The 18,654-nt window shown below is 41.1% G+C and carries 18 protein-coding genes; 7 read left to right on the top strand and 11 right to left on the bottom strand.

All coding sequences use genetic code 11. The features are described 5' to 3' along the window. Positions 1 to 50: 50 nt before the first annotated feature. Entirely contained in the window at positions 51 to 1,409 is a 1,359-nt protein-coding gene (locus tag ACTJKA_RS00530; protein WP_074041781.1) for an aldehyde dehydrogenase, read from the top strand. Positions 1,410 to 1,435: 26 nt separating this feature from the next. Here the strand turns inward: ACTJKA_RS00530 and ACTJKA_RS00525 are convergent, their stop codons facing one another. Then, positions 1,436 to 2,122 carry a uracil-DNA glycosylase gene (locus ACTJKA_RS00525; protein ID WP_017360124.1) on the bottom strand — a complete coding sequence of 229 codons (687 nt, stop codon included), beginning with the start codon at positions 2,120 to 2,122 and terminating at the stop codon, positions 1,436 to 1,438. Further along, on the bottom strand, positions 2,119 to 2,946 hold the full coding sequence (locus ACTJKA_RS00520) for a glycosyltransferase family 2 protein (RefSeq protein WP_035702458.1): 828 nt from the start codon (positions 2,944 to 2,946) through the stop codon (positions 2,119 to 2,121). Before ACTJKA_RS00520 ends, ACTJKA_RS00525 begins: the two co-directional genes overlap by 4 nt. A 127-nt stretch (positions 2,947 to 3,073) precedes the next feature. On the opposite strand from ACTJKA_RS00520, the gene ACTJKA_RS00515 reads away from it, so the two are divergent. From ACTJKA_RS00515 to ACTJKA_RS00505, 3 genes are all read left to right on the top strand, one after another. Then, complete coding sequence (locus tag ACTJKA_RS00515) at positions 3,074 to 3,379, top strand: general stress protein (RefSeq protein WP_025208177.1); 306 nt, start codon at positions 3,074 to 3,076, stop codon at positions 3,377 to 3,379. Between the two features lie 126 nt (positions 3,380 to 3,505). Continuing rightward, positions 3,506 to 4,315, top strand: a complete 810-nt coding sequence (locus ACTJKA_RS00510; RefSeq protein WP_008343648.1) for a bifunctional hydroxymethylpyrimidine kinase/phosphomethylpyrimidine kinase — start codon at positions 3,506 to 3,508, stop codon at positions 4,313 to 4,315. An 807-nt stretch (positions 4,316 to 5,122) separates the two neighbouring features. Then, positions 5,123 to 5,977: a hypothetical protein gene (locus tag ACTJKA_RS00505; RefSeq protein ID WP_440607582.1), complete on the top strand. Its 855-nt coding sequence runs from the start codon at positions 5,123 to 5,125 to the stop codon at positions 5,975 to 5,977. 378 nt (positions 5,978 to 6,355) lie between these two features. Here ACTJKA_RS00505 and ACTJKA_RS00500 read toward each other — a convergent pair whose 3' ends face one another. The 5 genes from ACTJKA_RS00500 to ACTJKA_RS00480 form a co-directional block, all read right to left on the bottom strand. Further along, a complete protein-coding gene (locus ACTJKA_RS00500; RefSeq protein ID WP_008359596.1) occupies positions 6,356 to 6,610 on the bottom strand; it encodes a hypothetical protein in 255 nt (84 codons plus the stop codon). Positions 6,611 to 6,798: 188 nt separating this feature from the next. Beyond that, positions 6,799 to 8,256 (bottom strand): sucrose-6-phosphate hydrolase, encoded by a 1,458-nt coding sequence (locus ACTJKA_RS00495; RefSeq protein ID WP_268358317.1) that lies wholly within the window; start codon positions 8,254 to 8,256, stop codon positions 6,799 to 6,801. A 19-nt stretch (positions 8,257 to 8,275) separates the two neighbouring features. Next, a complete protein-coding gene (locus tag ACTJKA_RS00490; protein ID WP_035702471.1) occupies positions 8,276 to 9,664 on the bottom strand; it encodes a sucrose-specific PTS transporter subunit IIBC in 1,389 nt (462 codons plus the stop codon). A gap of 255 nt (positions 9,665 to 9,919) precedes the next feature. Then, a complete protein-coding gene (locus ACTJKA_RS00485; protein WP_056704118.1) occupies positions 9,920 to 10,753 on the bottom strand; it encodes a PRD domain-containing protein in 834 nt (277 codons plus the stop codon). A gap of 51 nt (positions 10,754 to 10,804) precedes the next feature. Then, a complete protein-coding gene (locus ACTJKA_RS00480; RefSeq protein WP_144716440.1) occupies positions 10,805 to 11,083 on the bottom strand; it encodes a hypothetical protein in 279 nt (92 codons plus the stop codon). Positions 11,084 to 11,584: 501 nt separating this feature from the next. Between ACTJKA_RS00480 and ACTJKA_RS00475 the strand changes: the two genes are divergently transcribed. Next, positions 11,585 to 14,008, top strand: coding sequence for a S8 family peptidase (locus tag ACTJKA_RS00475; RefSeq protein WP_048002997.1), 2,424 nt, complete (start codon positions 11,585 to 11,587; stop codon positions 14,006 to 14,008). 81 nt (positions 14,009 to 14,089) lie between these two features. Beyond that, entirely contained in the window at positions 14,090 to 14,317 is a 228-nt protein-coding gene (locus tag ACTJKA_RS00470; protein ID WP_268358312.1) for a hypothetical protein, read from the top strand. 11 nt (positions 14,318 to 14,328) lie between these two features. Here ACTJKA_RS00470 and ACTJKA_RS00465 read toward each other — a convergent pair whose 3' ends face one another. The 3 genes from ACTJKA_RS00465 to ACTJKA_RS00455 form a co-directional block, all read right to left on the bottom strand. Next, positions 14,329 to 15,333: an LLM class flavin-dependent oxidoreductase gene (locus tag ACTJKA_RS00465; RefSeq protein ID WP_322536449.1), complete on the bottom strand. Its 1,005-nt coding sequence runs from the start codon at positions 15,331 to 15,333 to the stop codon at positions 14,329 to 14,331. Positions 15,334 to 15,387: 54 nt separating this feature from the next. Further along, positions 15,388 to 16,137: an oxygen-insensitive NADPH nitroreductase gene (gene nfsA, locus ACTJKA_RS00460; protein ID WP_017368283.1), complete on the bottom strand. Its 750-nt coding sequence runs from the start codon at positions 16,135 to 16,137 to the stop codon at positions 15,388 to 15,390. A gap of 110 nt (positions 16,138 to 16,247) precedes the next feature. After that, a complete protein-coding gene (locus tag ACTJKA_RS00455; protein WP_017368284.1) occupies positions 16,248 to 17,459 on the bottom strand; it encodes an FtsW/RodA/SpoVE family cell cycle protein in 1,212 nt (403 codons plus the stop codon). A gap of 472 nt (positions 17,460 to 17,931) precedes the next feature. Between ACTJKA_RS00455 and ACTJKA_RS00450 the strand changes: the two genes are divergently transcribed. Then, the gene (locus ACTJKA_RS00450; protein ID WP_008345491.1) at positions 17,932 to 18,195 is read left to right on the top strand and encodes a spore morphogenesis/germination protein YwcE; all 264 of its coding nucleotides are present in this window, start codon (positions 17,932 to 17,934) and stop codon (positions 18,193 to 18,195) included. Positions 18,196 to 18,272: 77 nt separating this feature from the next. On the opposite strand, the gene qoxD is transcribed toward ACTJKA_RS00450, so the two are convergent. Beyond that, a complete protein-coding gene (qoxD, locus tag ACTJKA_RS00445; RefSeq protein ID WP_007497818.1) occupies positions 18,273 to 18,653 on the bottom strand; it encodes a cytochrome aa3 quinol oxidase subunit IV in 381 nt (126 codons plus the stop codon). Between the last annotated feature and the right edge of the window lies 1 nt (position 18,654).

Genomic DNA, 18,654 nt, shown 5'->3' with positions numbered 1-18,654 from the left:
ATTCACACATAATAAAAAAGAAACAATATCGTCTTTGAAAGGACTGAAAGATGAGCAAACTCACTGAACTCATTCACAAACAAAAAAACGTGCAAACACCAGCGGTTCAAGATCGAATCCGTCTTCTTAACGATTTAAAAAAAGCCATTAAACATCATGAAAAGGACATATTACAAGCCTTAGCCCATGATTTACATAAATCCGAACAGGAAGCCTATACAACAGAAATTGGCATGGTATATGAAGAGATCAATCATACCGTCAAACATCTTCACAAATGGGCCAAACCATCTCGCGCGAAAACACCTCTGACCCATATCGGATCAAAAAGTATGATCATTAAGGAACCGTACGGAAGCGTTCTAATTATTGCCCCTTGGAACTATCCTTTCCAATTGGCCCTTTCGCCATTAGTTGGAGCCATTTCTGCGGGAAATGCCGTTACTTTAAAACCGTCAGAATTAACGCCGCACGTCTCAAACGTGATTGGCACGATTGTGGAAAGCGTGTTTCAAGAAGATCTTGCAGCGGTCGTTGAAGGCGGTGTGGATGTCAGCACAGAGCTTCTGAAACTGCCTTTTGATTATATTTTCTTTACTGGGAGTGTAGCCGTCGGCAAAGTCGTCATGGAAGCGGCCGCAAAACATCTCACACCTGTCACACTTGAGCTCGGCGGAAAAAGTCCATGCATTGTCATGCCTGATGCAGACATCAAACTCGCTGCGAAACGAATCACCTTTGGTAAATTCACAAATGCTGGTCAAACATGTATTGCACCAGACTATTTACTTGTTCATGAATCGATCAAAGAGGACCTATTGCGTGAAATGACGACCTGTATCCGTGACTTTTACGGGGACCAACCTGAAACAAATCCGCATTTCGGAAAAAATGTCAGCCAGCGTCATTTTGATCGACTTTCACAATTTCTCTCAAATGGCACGATTGTGACAGGCGGACAGCGCAATGAACAAGAGCACAAAATCGCACCGACCATTCTAGATCATATTACATGGGAAGATCCTGTGATGCAGGAGGAAATTTTCGGACCTATTTTGCCTGTCATCACATTTGACTCTCTTCAAGAGGCAGCTGACATGATTAAGGCAAGACCGAAGCCCCTCGCTCTTTACTTATTTACAACAAATAATGAAACAGAAGCTTATATTCTAGACAACCTCTCATTTGGCGGGGGCTGCATTAATGATACGCTGATGCATGTCGCCACTCCATACTTACCATTTGGTGGCGTTGGCGAAAGCGGTATCGGACGATATCATGGAAAAGAAAGCTTTTTCACCTTTACCCATGAAAAAAGCGTCCTACGCCAGACCAATCGCTTTGATTTTTCTTTCCGCTATCCAAATGCGAAAAACGGACTCGACATTGTCCGTAAATTTTTAAAATAAACAGGACGAAGGGATTTCCCCTCGTCCTATTTTGATTCGATGTCCTTGATACACCAGTTGATTTCATCGATCCCCATTTGCTTTAAATAGGCGTTTACTTTTGAGAACGGACGGCTGCCAAAAAAGCCGTTTCTTGCAGAAAAAGGACTTGGATGGGGTGATTCAATGATGTAATGCTTGCTTTGATCAATACGTTCTTTTTTATTTTGCGCATGTCTGCCCCAAAGCACAAAAACGACTGGCTGATCTCGGTCATTCAGGACGTCGATGACGCGGTCTGTCACACGTTCCCAGCCTTTTCCTTTATGCGAGTTCGCTTCTCCTTTTCTTACAGTGAGCACAGTGTTTAACAGCAAGACACCCTGCTCTGCCCAGCTGACAAGCGAGCCATGGTTAGGGACCGGACAGCCGAGGTCATCCTTTAGCTCCTGAAAAATATTTCTCAAAGATGGCGGATGCTTGACACCAGGCTGAACAGAAAAGCTTAATCCGTGTGCCTGTCCTGGGCCATGATAAGGGTCTTGTCCCAAAATCACGACCTTCACATCTTCATACGACGTCAAATGGAGGGCACGATAAATGTCATCTGGCTTTGGAAACACGATCTGCGTACGATATTCTTCCTTTACCCACTCACGTAATTCCTGATAATATGGCTGTTCAAATTCACTTTTCATCACAGCCCACCAGCTATCATTTAAAAATGGCTTCATTGCGGTTGTCCTCCTTCTGTCTGCTGTGCCAATCTTGAGATCATCGGTTTTCCATCCCATACAATCTCACTCTCTGATTCTCGATTTTTCATCGCTGGTTCTTCTAATAGGACAGCAAAATTCGCTGTTGGCAAATCACCGAGCCCATGCTTTTCACTCAGGTCATCTAAATAGTTCTTCCTTGTTTCACCAAGATCACTCGACTGATTGCCCCCACCATCAAAGAACGCATAGATCACACTGGCAGCTGGCACTCGTTTGGCTCGTGCATGCTGCGTAACACGCAGGAAAAAGTCCCAGTCCCAGTAGTGATGCATCGCTGGATCAAAATAGCCGATCTCATCATGTATGCGGCGTTTGTACATACTGCCAGAAGGAACATATGTAGAAAAAACACGCATGTCCTCAATGTCCGCTGTATAAGCAAACAAACGTCTTGATACTGGAAAACGAGTCGCACCTCGTTCTTCAAACGAAACAATTTCCGCATCCGAAAAGACAAAATCAGCGTCTTCCAGCGCCTTGCTCATACGTTCAATATGACAAGGTGTAAAATAATCATCGTCATCACTCAGCATAATGACGTCACCTGTCAGCTCACGCACGCCAACATTTCTTGCGTTCACATGCTGGACATTCTCATCTAAATGAATCAAGCGAATTGGCAGCTCTGGATAGAGTTCCTGAATCACGTCCACTCGCTCTCCTGCATCATTTACGACCACAATTTCAAAAGGCTGTACGCTTTGTCTCGAGATGGATTCAAGCAGTTCACACAATGCGCTCAGCCGGTTATGTGTCACAATTAGTAAAGAAATCTTCATATCGGCCTAACTCCTTTAATAGATTCGTCTTTTTCATTAAAACATAAATCGGCTTTCTTCTCATGATATAAAAGGCGGTTTGATTGATCGAGAAAATGGGAATTTTTGATGAAAAGGAGTGATGATGATGGAATTTTTCACAGTTGAGAATAGTAAAGAAGCCAAACAGACGATCGAACAGATACAATCCACAAAGGACGATGTGTTTGTGTTTGCGTATGACCCCGAACGCTCTGATACCGTTACTGAGTACACGGAAGCAAAGAGCATGACAGCTGTCGATCAAGGGATTTTAGATCAGATCGCCAATGTCATTCGCACCAGGGATGATGAACTGATGGCCAAAATCATGTCGACCGGCGCCGATCAAGAATTAGCCTTAACGCTTTTAGAGGAGCTGAAAAAAGGGAAATTGGTGATTTGTAAAAGATAAAGAATGAGGCGTTCCATGAAGAGTGGAACGCTTTTTTATGCCGTTTCATTGTGATAAATGGAAAAGCTGATTATAATAAGGGATAGAACAGTAACTGTTACACATCACATTGGAGGTTCAGCAACTATGTCTATGAATAAAGCACTCACCATCGCAGGTTCGGATTCAAGCGGCGGTGCAGGTATCCAAGCAGATTTAAAAACGTTTCAAGAAAAAAACGTCTACGGGATGACAGCTTTAACCGTTGTCGTTGCAATGGATCCTCATAACAACTGGGATCATCAAGTGTTTCCAATCGATACATCAACAATCCGCGCGCAGCTCTCGACGATCGTGGAAGGCATCGGTGTAGATGCGTTAAAAACAGGTATGCTGCCAACAGTTGACGTCATTGAACTCGCAGCTGAAACGATCAAAACATATGAGCTGAAAAATGTCGTCATTGATCCTGTTATGGTATGTAAAGGTGCGAACGAAGTCCTTTACCCAGAGCACGCTGAAGCATTGCGCGAAAAGCTCACACCACTGGCAACAGTGATCACACCTAACCTTTTCGAAGCAGGTCAATTAAGCGGCATTGGCGAAATCAAAACGATGGAACAAATGGAAGAAGCCGCAAAACGCATCCATGAACTTGGTGCAAAATATGTGGTCATCACTGGCGGCGGTAAGCTAAGCCCAGATAAAGCGATTGACTTGCTTTATGATGGACAAACCTTCGAACGCCTTGAAACAGATAAGATCGACACAGAATACACACACGGCGCAGGCTGCACATTCTCAGCCGCAGTCACAGCTGAACTAGCCAACGGCTCAGACGTGAAAGAAGCCATTTATGCAGCAAAAGAATTCATCACAGCTGCCATTAAAGGCTCTTTCCAACTAAACGAATACATCGGACCAACGAAACATTCCGCACATCGTTTGGACAAATAAGTGGAAAACTCAAAGGATACAGAAGCAGCGCAATAAACCATATGTATAAATAAATTTCAAAGTAATTTATAAAACTTACAGAGCGTATTGATGTGTAAACTAGTCATTCCTTTAATATTGCACAATTCATAAACAGTTGAACTCCCTTTTTATATTTGTTGCATTCTATATGTAATAAGTAAATTTTGGGGGTTCAACTTATATCAGTATTACAAGCCTTCCACTCAGTCATTATAAGAGTTCTTCCACTTAGATATTTCCTGGATTCTCCTATTTTTATAAACTCCGAATGTTCCATTCATTTGATTTAATCAATCTTAATTCGTTTTGATACTATCTTTTCCAAAGATACCTTTCCACATCTTCCGTGGAACATAGAGTTCACATAAAGCGACAATTTTTGGTACTCTTTAAGTCGAACTTCTCCTGATTTCATCTCGTAGCAGTTATTAATATTAGGCGAGAAATCATCATCACGACAAATATTCTTATTTCAACCCGCAAAATAAACACAATTTTAATACTCAAATAAATATTAAACCAAGGTCAAGGAAAATAAGAAAAATTGTCGCCATTATGAATACATATGATGTTTTTCTATCTTCATTCCAAAAATTAAAAATTAAAATAAAAGATACTATTGTAGTGATTAAAGCCCAAATTATCATTTAGTCAACCCTCCTCTATATTTGTAATGCTGTTTATAAATAGTTCTCTACGCTTTTTTCAATTTCCAGGATTTATTATATTATGGTGTAAACCATTCATAACATTTTAGTCAAATAAGACTGAAAGGGGACATTAAAATTGCTTAACAATATAGGACAGACTATGCGATCAATTAGAAAGAACAAAGGATATACTCAGCATTATGTTTCTAGTGGTTTACTATCACAAAGTGCTTATTCAAAGTTTGAACTACATCGAATCGACATACTTGCGTCATCTTTTATGGCTTTACTGGAAAAAGTAGACGTTTCTTTAGATGAGTTTCACTATATTATGAACGATTTTCAATATACTCGAAGGCAAAAGTTTATTAACGATTTTTTTCGTACGACTTTCAATCATCCAAACAAATTAAGAAAATTGATAACAGAATCTGAAAGGTTGCTATCAGATTCGGAGGACCAATTGGTCAGTGATATTCAATGTATTTGTACAGCTTTAATAGTGCTCCATGAAACGGGTAGTATTGAACAAGCACGCAATCACGTAGATACTGTTTGGGAACGTCTTTCTAAGCATGAAAATTGGTACCTGATTGATATTAGACTGATAAACTCTATACTTTTTATATTTCCTATAGAAACGGCTATACATATAGCAAAGAATACATTGAAAAGACTTAATAAATATAAGAATTTTCAAGATGCTTATAAAATTGAAATTAATATTCGAGTTAATTTTTCGCTTCTTTTAATAAAATACAATAAATTTAAGTCGGCATTATTTGTATTAGAAGAAGCAATCCCTCTCTGTAAAAGACATGGTGCATACAGGGAGATGGCCATCTGCTATGGTCGTAAAGGGATATGTCTAAAAAACTTAAACATGGCTTCACCTGAAGAGTATACTGAAAAAGCTGTAACAGTCCTTAGTATACTAGAGGAAAAAAAACTAGAAGAGATGTTATATACGGAGATCAAAAACTATTATTAAAGCCATAAAAATAAATTCCACAATTCAATAAGATACAAAATACAATAATTGATCTCACTTTACTGGATTGAAAGTGGGTTCAAGAAATACATAAAAGAATCTCAAAAAATAATCCTAAGACAACCTTAGGATTATTTTTACTATCTACTCATATATTAAATAAAATATGGATATCAGTTCTCTGTTTTGAGAAGAATGGTTATCCTTCCGCATTGTAATGTTTCTTGCACTTTTATAACTCATATACATTAAATATTCTATCTACAAATTTCTATTTATCTTCATACATTAAGATTTAGAATAAAACTGACATAGATAATCTTTAAATAAAAAAAGCATACCCGCACCCAGGTACACTCTTTCACCATAATTTTTCACCTACTTTTGCTGATCAGATTCTTTCGCCATTTTTCGAATAAAGGCTTCAATGGATTCAACAAATAAGGCATATTCTTTCATTTGTTTATACGTATCTGACAGCTTCTCTTTTAATTCTTCCTGCTCTAGAGAAGGTTCACCGAGAATAGATTGGACTTGAATCAGCAATTCTTTATATTCTTCACGTTTATCTTCAACATGATCTGCCATTGTCTCCAAGCGTTTTCTAGTCGTCGGCTGCTGTTTTGAATTCAAAGTAAACAACCCCTTTTTGTCCTACCGCATTTGGATAAACGTCAGCCTCAGCTGTATATATTTTAAAATGATACCATAATCGAACCTGTTATCATATATGTAAAACGTCATCAAACCGCTTCAGGCCAACCTTGTATATACATGATATAGGCTTTAAGATACAGGCTGATCTCACTAGAAAAAGCAGATCAATGATCTGCTTCTTTTTGCAAATGCCACGTCTTCAATTTAAGCTTCGTTTCATTTCTACCACTGATGGAGATTGATTTATTTCCCGGGGAAGGAAAGTAACGTGCAGTAAATACTTCCCGGCCTCCGTTGACAAAAATCTCAATCGATGATGCATCAATAAAGATATGCAAATCCTGTAATTCATCAATTTCTACTTCACGAACTTCCTTTGTTCGATCTTCAAATCGATCTCGCTCTAACGTTAGTTTGCCTTCATCTTTATCATAAATGATACGAGCAGCAGCACGGATACAGCATTCAAATCCTTTTTGTGTTTCAATTTGATCAATGAATACCTCTGCGCTCGTCAAATCTTCAACAGGAATGGAGTGAACAGATCGTTTAACGTGAAAAACATGCTCCTGCTCATTTGTCCGCATAGATCGAAGTTCACTTACCGGCTGTTGAATAAGATGCCCTTCATCATCTAAACGAAGCTCTCTCGGAATCGTCAAACAATGGATCCATTGATAAGAGACAGTTGGGTGATGCTCTTCCCCTTGATCTGGTACACCCATCCATCCCATTAAAATGCGTCTGCCCGATTCATCTTGGAAAGTCTGCTGTGCATAAAAGTCAAAGCCACGATCCAGCTCCTCAAACGCTCCATGCGTATATTGGTAGGTACGATCATCCAATGTACCAACAAAATAACCAGATTGATGTGTATTGTTGTATTTGAATCCATCAGGCTTCAGCCCCTGTGGTGACACGATCAATACATCCTGACCGTCTAATTCAAATAGATCTGGACATTCCCACATGTATCCGAAATGATCTAATCCATTCTTTCCACTGCCTGCAATAATGCCTTGAAACGTCCAATTGTCTAATGTATCAGATGTAAATAAGACAAGATGTCCTTTGAGATCTTCACTTTGTGCTCCAAGGACCATGTACCACTTTCCATTCCGCTTCCACACCTTCGGGTCACGAAAATGTGCAGTGAATCCCGCTGGCAAAGTCGCCACGACACCTTTTTTCTCAAAATGAACCCCATCCTCTGACACAGCTAAACATTGATATGTCTCACGATTCCCTTGCTCGTCACGGACATTTCCGGTATACATCACGTACATACGACCATCGTCAATGACTGCACTGCCAGAATAACAGCCATTTTGATCAAACCAATCACTTGGCGTGAGAGCAGCCTCTTCATGCTGCCAATTCACTAGATCGGTTGATGTGTAGTGACCCCAAAATTTTGCCCCATGTCCTGTTTTAAATGGCTGCCATTGATAAAACACATGGTAGACTCCCTTCCACTGAATCAATCCATTCGGGTCATTTAAAAGACCGACTGGCGGCATTAAATGGAAGTTCTGACGGTACACATCTTTTTTCACCAAATGCTCATAGTTTCGAATACGATCTGTTACCTTTTGACGAAGTGCTGCGTCCGTTGTTGTCATCACTGTGACCACTCCTTGATTATTTTTCGACTTCTTTGATTTTAAAGATGATGGTAAGAATAAATGAAACAGCAACAGCTATTAACATACCAATAACATAATTTACCACATTTTGTAAACCAAATGGAGCTGCAATTGCAATCATCGGAATCCCTGTTAAACCATAAGCGTTGGCGGCTACCTTCGTGAAGACGACAAACGCCCCGCCTAATGCACCTCCGATCATTGCAGCAATAAATGGCTTACGATAACGAAGATTCACACCGAATATGACCGGCTCTGTAATACCTAAGAAAGCAGAAAATGCTGCTGGTAATGCAATTTCTTTCGTTTTTGCACGCTTTGCTAAGAAAAAGACCGCTAGCCCAGCTCCGCCTTGAGCGACGTTTGACATGGCCCAGATCGGCAGCAAATAATTCCGTCCAATATCATTTAGAAGTCCTGCCTCAATCGCATGGAAGCTGTGATGAACACCTGTCAGTACAATTAAAGAATAAGCGCCTCCAAAAATCAGTCCGGCTAAGAATCCTGCATGGTCATAAACATAAGTGAGTGCATTTGAGATTCCTGTACCGAGCATTCTCCCTAGCGGTCCTACAGCTATAAACGTCACAAATCCAGTCACAATCACCGTCACAAACGGTGTCACAAGTAAATCAATACTGTTCGGCACAACTTTTCTTAAATTCTTTTCAATCACGCACATGATATACACAGTCAATAACACGGGAATGACCGTTCCTTGGTAACCAAGAAGCGCAATATCAAAGTTGAATAGATGCATATATTCTGGTTTTGCGTCTGTCAGTCCCCATGGATTCAGCAAGCTCGGGTGAATCATAATGCCCCCAATGACAGCTCCTAAATATGGATTTCCACCAAACTCTTTGGCTGCACTAACCCCAATTAAAATCGGTAAAATGATAAAGGCAGCACTTGAGAACATATCTAGCATTTGGAAGATGGCAGAGCTTGGATCAGCCCATTTGAAGGCTTTCATCATACCTAATAGGCCCATTAATAAACCGCTTGCTACAATCGCTGGAATGATTGGTACAAAAATATTCGATAGCGTCTTAGCAAAACGTGCAAGTGGATTCATTTTTTGCTTCACGGCTTCATCATGGCTGGCAGGTTTTTGATTCTCGTCGTCTGCCTCAAGACCCGCCTCACGAGCAAAAGGCTCATATACTTTGTTGACAGAACCTGTTCCAAATATGATCTGGAATTGACCCGAGCTTGAGAAGGCACCCTTCACACCCTCAAGTTCTTCAATGGCATCTTTGTCAATCAACGCCTCATCTTTCATCACCAATCGGAGTCGTGTGGCACAATGTGTTGCGCTAATGACATTTTCTTTGCCGCCTAATAATGTTGTTAATTCTTTGGCTGTTTTTTGATAATCCATGTTGTCTCCCCCTTTTTTTAAAACAAAAAAGACCTAAAATTCACTAACGATTAAAGGACATACACGTCCCCTCGTTACGCAAATTTTAGGTCTTGCCTGCCTGACAGTCACAATCCCACGATATTGGTTTTTGATTACGCTTTCATCATAGTATAAGAGCGTGACCTGCGTCAACCTATTTTTTCGAATCAAATGACCCATATACACTAATTAGAGTAGTGTGCATAAAAAAAAGCCTGCGGACAGGCACAACCTTTACGACAATTCGGCATCCTGCAGACGCTGGACATGCAGCGTGATGTAGCCGATCTCCGATTCAGGGAGATGAAGTCCATATTCTTTTTTCAGCAAATCAGCCAGTCCAAGTGCACACCGGTAAGCCGAATCATACTTTGTTTGGATAAAAGTCAGCATGTCATCGTCCATGATTTGAAATGCTTCATTCGCTTCCAACCTGCCTAATGCATACCTCAAATGTGTCACAAGCCGCTGATATGAAATACTATCCTCATCAATCGAGCGCTCAAAAACGCTTTCGACATGCTCGATCATTTCTTTGATCATCGTTGTGTATTTGACCGTCTTCTTCATGGACTCCGTATTCATTTTGGCCGTATGAATATGAAGTGCCACATACCCTGCCTCATCGTCCGGCAGGTCAACCCCAAGCCGCTCCTTTACATAACGAATGGCATACTTTCCAATATCATATTCCTGCTTATATAAGACTTTGATCTCACCAAGCAATTTATTATATAAGACAATGCCTTTTTGAACGCGTTCAATGGCAAAGGATAAATGATCTGTCAGTGAAATGTGGATATGATCACTGAGCGGCATCATGAGTTCACCCTCTGCATAACTAATAATATGCTCTGCCACCTCAATATGCGCTTCTGGCAATGTCGCAAGAATTTGTTTGAATTTCTCATTTTCTTCACGCACAACAAAAATCTTCTCTATTTTTTGAACGGGAACGACGTCATTTTTCCCCTTCTGAAAAGCAATTCCGGGCCCCATCACAATTTTCTCCTGATCACCCTCCTTTACAACCACTGCATTGTTATTCAATATTTTATATATCTTCAAGGGGCATCCTCTCCCACAGATAACGTGTCTTATGTGGGATTTTACCCTGTTTCAACTTTTCTGTAAAGATAAGAACGGACCGGCACGCGCCTCTCTCGTTGTCTTTTCATAACGCATCATCAGACTTTCTTGAAACGGCTTTTCTGTCCTGCACTTCTTCTTCTTTTCATCTGCCAGTTTCTCTAGCTTTCTCTCATTCACCGCAAGAAAGAATCCTCCATCCACTGCTGTCACTTTCACCCCTTGCTTCTTCAGCAGCTCACCAGGATTCACAAGCACATTCATCACAAAACCAAACCATACACTCAACCAGTTCTTCCATTTCTTCACTGAACATCCCTCCGATTTCCTTAGAATCTAGCAGTTCTAGCAAATTAACTGTTCCTATCATATCCCGAGAAAAAAGAGAGGTTTGTCACAATCTGGGTGAAAAAACGAACTAGTTTTCAGAAGTTTTGTTGAAAAGTGCAGAAGATGATCATGTTCCACAATGTTTCTATGAAAATTTTATACACACACTATCCCAAAGATAAGCACATCTTATCAACAGGGTTTATCCACATATCAACACCCTCTTACTAGATTTTGTGTATGAGATTTTTTTATTTTCCATATATATATCTGAATAATCGAGTTATCAACAGATTATTGTGCATAAGTGTGACTTTATGAACAAAATAGTTCTTTATGACTATGTAAAATAAGACCATTTCAGTAAAGGAATTGGTTTCATCGTATGGAATACTTAATAACGGGCAGTGAATCTTTCCTATTTATCCACAAAAAGAAAGGCTATCTCCCTAAATACACAGCTAGAAAGGGGAAAATTAATTGAAAAAAGTAATCTCTCGTTCTTCTGTTCTATTGTTCTCCACTATTTTTACCTTATCCACATTCTTTTCAGGTCAGGCTGCTGCCGCTCCATCGAACAAACAGGTGGAACTGGAAAAAGCAGAAATCTTCGGCGAAATCAATGTTAAGTCTAGAAAACACACCACTGTCATTGTTGAATTAAAGGAAAAATCCTTAGTTGAAGCCAAGCAAGAAGGCGAAGCACAAACAAAAGCCTCCCTCAAAAAATCTCGAACGAAAGTAAAGAATGCAGCACTCAAAAAGTTAGATAAAGCGAGTGTTCGTCAAGAATATGAAAAAGTCTTCTCTGGTTTCTCTATGAAACTTCCTGCAAACGAAATCCCGAAACTGCTCGCAGTTGACGGAGTAAAAGCCGTTTATCCGGATGTTACATATCAAACAGATGAAGTGAAAAAGGAAAGCGTCCAGCTTCCTAATGAGGATGTCTCTCCACTCATGGATAAAAGTGCTCCATTTATCGGTGCCCCAAAAGCATGGGATGCCGGCTACTCTGGAAAAGGGGTAAAAGTCGCTGTCATTGATACTGGAGTAGACTATACCCACCCTGATTTAAAAGGAAACTTCGGATTATACAAAGGCTATGACTTTGTTGATAATGACTATTCTCCACAAGAAACACCAAAAGGAGATCCTAGAGGCGAATCGACAGATCATGGTACACATGTCGCAGGAACAATTGCGGCAAATGGACAAATTAAAGGTGTCGCAAAAGATGCTACCCTTCTCGCCTATCGTGTCCTTGGACCAGGCGGATCAGGAACAACTGAAAATGTTCTTGCAGGCATCGATCGGGCTGTCACTGACGGAGCCGATGTCATGAACCTTTCTCTTGGAAACAGTGTGAATAACCCTGATTATGCAACAAGCATCGCACTGGATTGGGCCATGTCTGAAGGGGTTGTCGCTGTGACATCAAATGGAAACAGCGGGCCGAACAGCTGGACCGTTGGATCTCCTGGGACATCAAGAGATGCTATTTCTGTCGGAGCCACTCAGCTTCCGTACAGTTTATACAACGTGAAATTCCCGAACTATTCAACAGCAAAAGTGATGGGCTACTATCAAGAAAATGATTTAAAAGCACTTGACCAAAAACAAGTCACACTCGTCCAAGCAGGCATCGGTGACGAAAAAGCTTTTGAAAACATCGATGTCAAAGGAAAGGTGGCAGTGATTGAACGTGGAGCCATTGCCTTTGTTGATAAAGTGGACAATGCAAAGGCTGCTGGTGCGATCGGCGTTGTCATGTACAACAATACCGATGGAGAAATCCCTGTGGATGTACCAGGTCTAGCCCTTCCGACGATTAAGCTGTCAAAAGCGGAAGGAACAGCGCTTGTTAAAGCCATTGAGGCTGGTAACAATACAACGACTTTCTCGATTCAATTTGTAAAAGAGTTAAGTGAACAAGTCGCTGACTTCTCATCTCGTGGACCTGTTGTCGATACGTGGATGATCAAACCAGATCTTTCAGCACCTGGCGTGAGTATTGTCAGCACCATTCCGACACACGATCCTTCTCAGCCATACGGCTATGGATCGAAGCAAGGAACAAGCATGGCATCTCCTCATGTAGCCGGAGTAGCAGCGATTATTAAACAAGCAAAACCATCCTATTCTACAGAACAAATTAAAGCGTTAATGATGAATACAGCAGAAACGTTGTATGACCCAAATGGTAACCCGTTCCCTCACAATACGCAGGGCGCAGGCAGCGTTCGAATCATCGAATCACTTCAAGCGTCTTCTATTGTGTCTGATGCAAGCTATTCGTACGGCACTTTCTTAAAAGAAAAGGGCGTTCAAATCAAAACGAAAAAGTTCAAGGTAGAAAACCTGTCAAAAGCACCGAAAACCTATACCATTGATTATAAGTTCGATGGCAACGGCATTAGCACAAACGGCACGAAAAAAATCACAGTGAAAGGGAATTCCACAGGGTCCTTTACTTCCGCAGTACAAGTGAATTATGGGAAAACGAAAAAAGGAACGTACCAAGGCAGTATCACCATTCGCGAAAATGGCAGAAAGGTCACTGAAATCCCTACTTTATTGATTGTAAAAGAGCCTGATTACCCGCGCGTCACTTCGGTTTCTGTAGAGCCGGATAACCGTGCTGGAAGCTATGTTATTAGCAGCTATCTCCCAGGCGGTGCTGAGAACCTTGCATTCCTCGTCTACTCGACAGATGGAGAGTATTTAGGTGAAGCAGGAGTTTATCAACATGTTGATAAAGGAGAGCATCGTGTGAAATGGAATGGCACGATCAATAAAGGACAGAAGTTAGAAGCAGGTGAGTATACAATGCTTGCGTATGCGAGCCTGAAAGGTAAATCAGATACGGTTCAAACGAAAGAACCATTCGATATTTATCCTGAATAAACAAGAATCACATAAAAAGCCTTGTATGAGCCCATCAGCTCAACAAGGCTTTTCTATCATGTCTGGAGGAAAGAGAAATTCATGTTGATATGGCTATGGATCGTTTCTTTTATGACGACTTTTTTTCTCACGATCACCTTGGTTTATTTTTTTACCTTTTTACATGCAAAACAGCCTCGTCCTTTTCATCAAGCATGTGAACTGACTGTCTATACCACCTGCATTTATCCGCTTAGCTTGGCGGTGACAGCTGCCTTTATTCTCACCATGATGCTCCTCTATCCCTTTTATTGGCTGCGCAAATTGTAAAATGACATACGTTATGCATCAAAAGCTTCTTTTAATAAACGATACGATGTGAGACGGTCTTGTATGTGATGTGTGATGGTCACAGCGATCACTTCATCTGTACGATACGCCTTTGCGAGTGCTGTCAGCTGCTGCTTCACAGAGGATGGCGTGCCAACAACCATTCTCTGTCGATTGGCTGCTACTCGTTTTTGTTCATATGGACTGTAGGAATAGGCCTTTGCCTGTTCAAATGAAGGAAAGCTGCCAAGGTTCTGTCCTTGTTCGTTAGCTAATAATGATAAATCTAAGCTAACAGCCAATTTTTCTGCCTGTTCCTCTGTTTCTGCACATAAAACGAAGACCGCAAGACTGACACGCGGCTCAGCACCAAATTCTGAAGGTTCAAATCGGTTGATATACTGCGACACAGAGTCTTCTCCGCCTTCTCCATTAATGAAAAGAGCAAACGTATAGCCTGCACCTGCTTTTGCGGCAAGACGTGCACTTCCTCCAGAGGAACCTAGCATCCATACCTCTGGGGCAGTATCTACCTTCGGAGAAGCGGTCAGGTGAGGCAGCGGATAAAATTCATCGGCTAAATCATGTAAATACACCCTTAATTCTTCTATCTGCTCAGGGTATTGATCACCAAGTCGCTTCCGTTCTCCATGATGAAGGGCAATGGAGGAGATCGGCATACCTCCAGGAGCACGTCCAATGCCAAGATCAATTCTGCCCGGAGCCAAGGCTTCGAGCACTCTGAAGTTCTCTGCTACTTTATAGGCACTGTAGTGGGGCAGCATGACGCCGCCTGAACCAATACGGATATGTGACGTCACAGCAGATAAATGACCGAGAAGCACCTCTGGACTCGATCCTGCGAGCCGGTTTGAAAAGTGATGCTCTGATACCCAAAAACGATGATAACCCCATTTCTCTGCCTGCTTCGCCAGCTCGACGGTTTGCTTCATTGCCTCAGCAGGCGTCGCATCTCCAATCAAAGGAGATTGATCCAGTATACTTAATTTCATGATGTCGCACCTCTTACAGAAATCCCCCTCTCTCACTCGAAAGGGGGATTTCCTGATTTATTTTCGATTAAAGCCCTTCTCTTTCACAAAATCTCCGAGGAAAGCACGTTTTGGCTGGCTAAAGCCTCGAAGCATTTGCTCAGACCATGTATCTTTTCTCTCACCGTTTGTTCGTTCTTCATAATATGATGAAATACGATCATCGTATTCTTTTAAATAACGATCCACATGAGCTTCGTCTTGCTGATATGTGTTTTCATGGTAGATCAGCTCAACGGGCAGCCGTTCCTTTTGAGATGATGGATTGGCAGGATGTCCTATGGCCAGACCGAATAGCGGCAGCACATAGGAAGGCGTTTCAAGTAATTCTGATACTTCCTTCAGCTGATTACGAAGTCCGCCGATATAGCAGATGCCAAGTCCCATAGATTCTGCGGCGACACTGACATTTTGCGCTGCGAGCGCCGCATCAATCACACTGATAAGAAAGGCTTCAGTATTCTCAAGCGCTTCTTGATGGTTTTTTCCTGCTTTTTTTGCGATATAGTCATGGCGTTTCAAGTCTGCACAGAAAACAAAAAAATGCCCATTCTTCTCAACGTATGGCTGATTTCCAGCCAGTTCAGCAAGCTTCGCCTTCTTCTCCTGATCTGTTACACCAATGATACTATACGCCTGTACATAGCTTGATGTCGAAGCAGCCTGGGCACTTTTGATAAGTGTCAGCACTTCTTCCTCTGTCAGACGCTCATCTGTAAACGAACGGATGGACCGATGATTTAAGATGGTTTCTATCGTTTTATTCAATTCGAAGACCTCCTTCACTCCTACTATCATAAGTCAAATGAATATTGCTTTTCAAAAGTTAGAACTCACGCCAAAAAGGCAGCCTACGCTTAGACTGCCCTTTACCCGTTTTATTTAAATAAATAACTTTGATACTTCGTTAACTGAACACTTGCATTATAGGCGATACCAAATCCAATCAGAACTGATAAAACAGAGCTTCCCCCGAAGCTGATGAATAAGAGTGGTATCCCCGTTACAGGCATGACGCCTATGTTCATGCCAATGTTCTGGAATGTATGGATGACAATCAATGCTGTATATCCTACACAGAAAAATGACGCAAACCGGCTATAAGGATGGATACGGTCAATCAACACAACAAGCCTGTAAATCAGGAAGAAGAACATGATCACAACAAATGCGCAGCCGACAAAACCAAAGGCTTCCCCTATGATAGAGAAAATCATATCTGTCTGTGCTTCTGGAACATACACTTTTAAGTTTTTAACACCGTTCCCGAAAATTTGTCCTGCCCCAATTGCCATAATGGCTTGCTCGACTTGATATTTATCAGATCCAGATGCATCCTGTGTCTGGGCTTGGTTGGCTGTCGAAGAACTATCAGGCAGCCAAGCGGTAATCCGATTGATCTGATACTGCTGAATCCCGATCTTTTGTGCGAAATCAGGGAATAGAATAATCACCGCTAACACAGCGGCAACTAAGAGCACAACCACTGAACCGATGAGAGAGATCAATTTCCAGTTGATTCCTGACAAAAAGACCATAACAACAACAATAAACATACATACCGCAGCCGTACCTGCATCTTGCATAAAGATGAGTCCAACCGGCACAGCAGCCACCCCGACAATTTTTAATAGTAGGAAAATATCATCTTCTAATGTTCGTTTCCCCCTAGGTGTAGACTTCCCGATGACAGACGCGAGCATCATAATTAAACCAATTTTCATAAACTCTGAAGGCTGAAGCGTTCCAATTCCTGGAAGTATAAACCAACTTTTAGCTCCATTTTTTATAGGAGCAAAGTCTTTACCTGCAATCTGAGCTGGACTCAACTTTAAAATAATTAGAAGAAGTATCCCACCTAGAAAGATGTATATACTCAATTTTTCAAGCTGTTCAAGGTCAAAATAATTAATGGCTACAATGCAAATTGCTCCAATGAGATAATAAATGATTTGCCTTGACCATGCACCACTACCATATTGTTCAAACTGTCCCGCAGCATAAATAGCGATGACACTGATGGCAAAGAAGGCTAAAAATATAAAAATCAAATCTCCCTGATAGTAAGGAGATGTATTCTGCTTGTTCATGAACTAACCACCCTTACAAAACATAAAAGCCCTTATTTATATTAGATTGAAATTTTCACAAAAGCAACTCACCTTAAATATGACGGAAGTGACACCTGAAAGGTTCCATTCTATTTTCAAAAAATGAAATACTTTTCATCCTAACAATAGGAAAAAATTCCTTTCCACTCTATCATGACAACCGATCATAAGTCCTTTAAAAAGATTATTTTACAGATTTTAAGGGGAAAATTCAATGACTTATGTGGCGATATGAAAGGTGCACATCTTGCCAGCATAAGCTTAACTGAGGTATAAGAAAAAAACAATTTCTGCGGAATAAGGCCCATTTTCCAATTATTGAGTTTACTTCAAAGTCAATTGTGGTATAATATTTGTAACAAAATGTTCACAATATCTCCTAAAAACAGACACAATTGCATCCTGACCTCTCATTTGAATTGAACATCAACTTACAAAGGAGTTGGATACGATGGATATGTTCTTTGCGTACCTATGTATTGCAACAGCTACACCCCTGTTTTTATGGTTAGAAAACAGAAAGATTGCATTAGCATCTATTCCACCCATCATGATTATGTGGATTTTCTTCGGTCTTTACATGACAAGCAGTTTATCTCCAGCAGGACATACCTTCATGATCGCATTCTTTGCCATTAACGTGATTCTGGCTCATATTGCAGCTTTCCTCATCTATGGACTTCCATTCATTCGCAAAAGATTCAGTAGCAGATAGATATTGCATCATCAATTGGAAGCGTTATCACAATCAGCATAAAAACCACTCATCTATGAAAGATGAGTGGTTTTTTATTATTTCTCTGAATGCTCAGACTGCTTTGGCGCAGATGGTGAATAACCGTCTTTGCTGTTCTCTCCATGGCTGTAGTGAGCCGCGAAGATCCAAACAGACCCGATGACGAAAATGATCGCACAGAACAGACCAAACAAAGTATTTCCGACTTGAACAGTCCCGTTCTCACTCTCTGTCATGTGCATGAACATGAACAGCTGCAAGAATGCTTGAATGAAGGCAAAACCAAAGATAATCCATAGTTTTGCGGAACTGCCAATTTCAGCTCCGATAGCAATCCAGAATGCTAAGATGGTTAGCACAATGGAGAGAATGAAGCCGACTACGTGTTTCCAAGGGAAGTGTTCGTGCTCTGCTGAGGAATGTGTTTTTCCAGCCATA

Origin of the sequence: Bacillus sp. 22190 (genome assembly GCF_052045575.1) — a bacterium.
Taxonomy (GTDB): domain Bacteria; phylum Bacillota; class Bacilli; order Bacillales; family Bacillaceae; genus Bacillus; species Bacillus altitudinis.
The sequence above is the reverse complement of the archived record's forward strand: the minus strand, read 5'-3'. Positions and strand labels throughout refer to the sequence as shown.

Bases quoted from the DNA above. Each gene is read 5' to 3' on its own strand.
- ACTJKA_RS00530 (WP_074041781.1), top strand. From the start codon at position 51: ATGAGCAAACTCACTGAACTCATTCACAAACAAAAAAACGTGCAAACA.
- ACTJKA_RS00525 (WP_017360124.1), bottom strand. From the start codon at position 2,122: ATGAAGCCATTTTTAAATGATAGCTGGTGGGCTGTGATGAAAAGTGAA.
- ACTJKA_RS00520 (WP_035702458.1), bottom strand. From the start codon at position 2,946: ATGAAGATTTCTTTACTAATTGTGACACATAACCGGCTGAGCGCATTG.
- ACTJKA_RS00515 (WP_025208177.1), top strand. From the start codon at position 3,074: ATGGAATTTTTCACAGTTGAGAATAGTAAAGAAGCCAAACAGACGATC.
- ACTJKA_RS00510 (WP_008343648.1), top strand. From the start codon at position 3,506: ATGTCTATGAATAAAGCACTCACCATCGCAGGTTCGGATTCAAGCGGC.
- ACTJKA_RS00495 (WP_268358317.1), bottom strand. From the start codon at position 8,256: ATGACAACAACGGACGCAGCACTTCGTCAAAAGGTAACAGATCGTATT.
- ACTJKA_RS00490 (WP_035702471.1), bottom strand. From the start codon at position 9,664: ATGGATTATCAAAAAACAGCCAAAGAATTAACAACATTATTAGGCGGC.
- ACTJKA_RS00470 (WP_268358312.1), top strand. From the start codon at position 14,090: ATGTTGATATGGCTATGGATCGTTTCTTTTATGACGACTTTTTTTCTC.
- ACTJKA_RS00455 (WP_017368284.1), bottom strand. From the start codon at position 17,459: ATGAACAAGCAGAATACATCTCCTTACTATCAGGGAGATTTGATTTTT.
- ACTJKA_RS00450 (WP_008345491.1), top strand. From the start codon at position 17,932: ATGGATATGTTCTTTGCGTACCTATGTATTGCAACAGCTACACCCCTG.
- qoxD (WP_007497818.1), bottom strand. From the start codon at position 18,653: ATGGCTGGAAAAACACATTCCTCAGCAGAGCACGAACACTTCCCTTGG.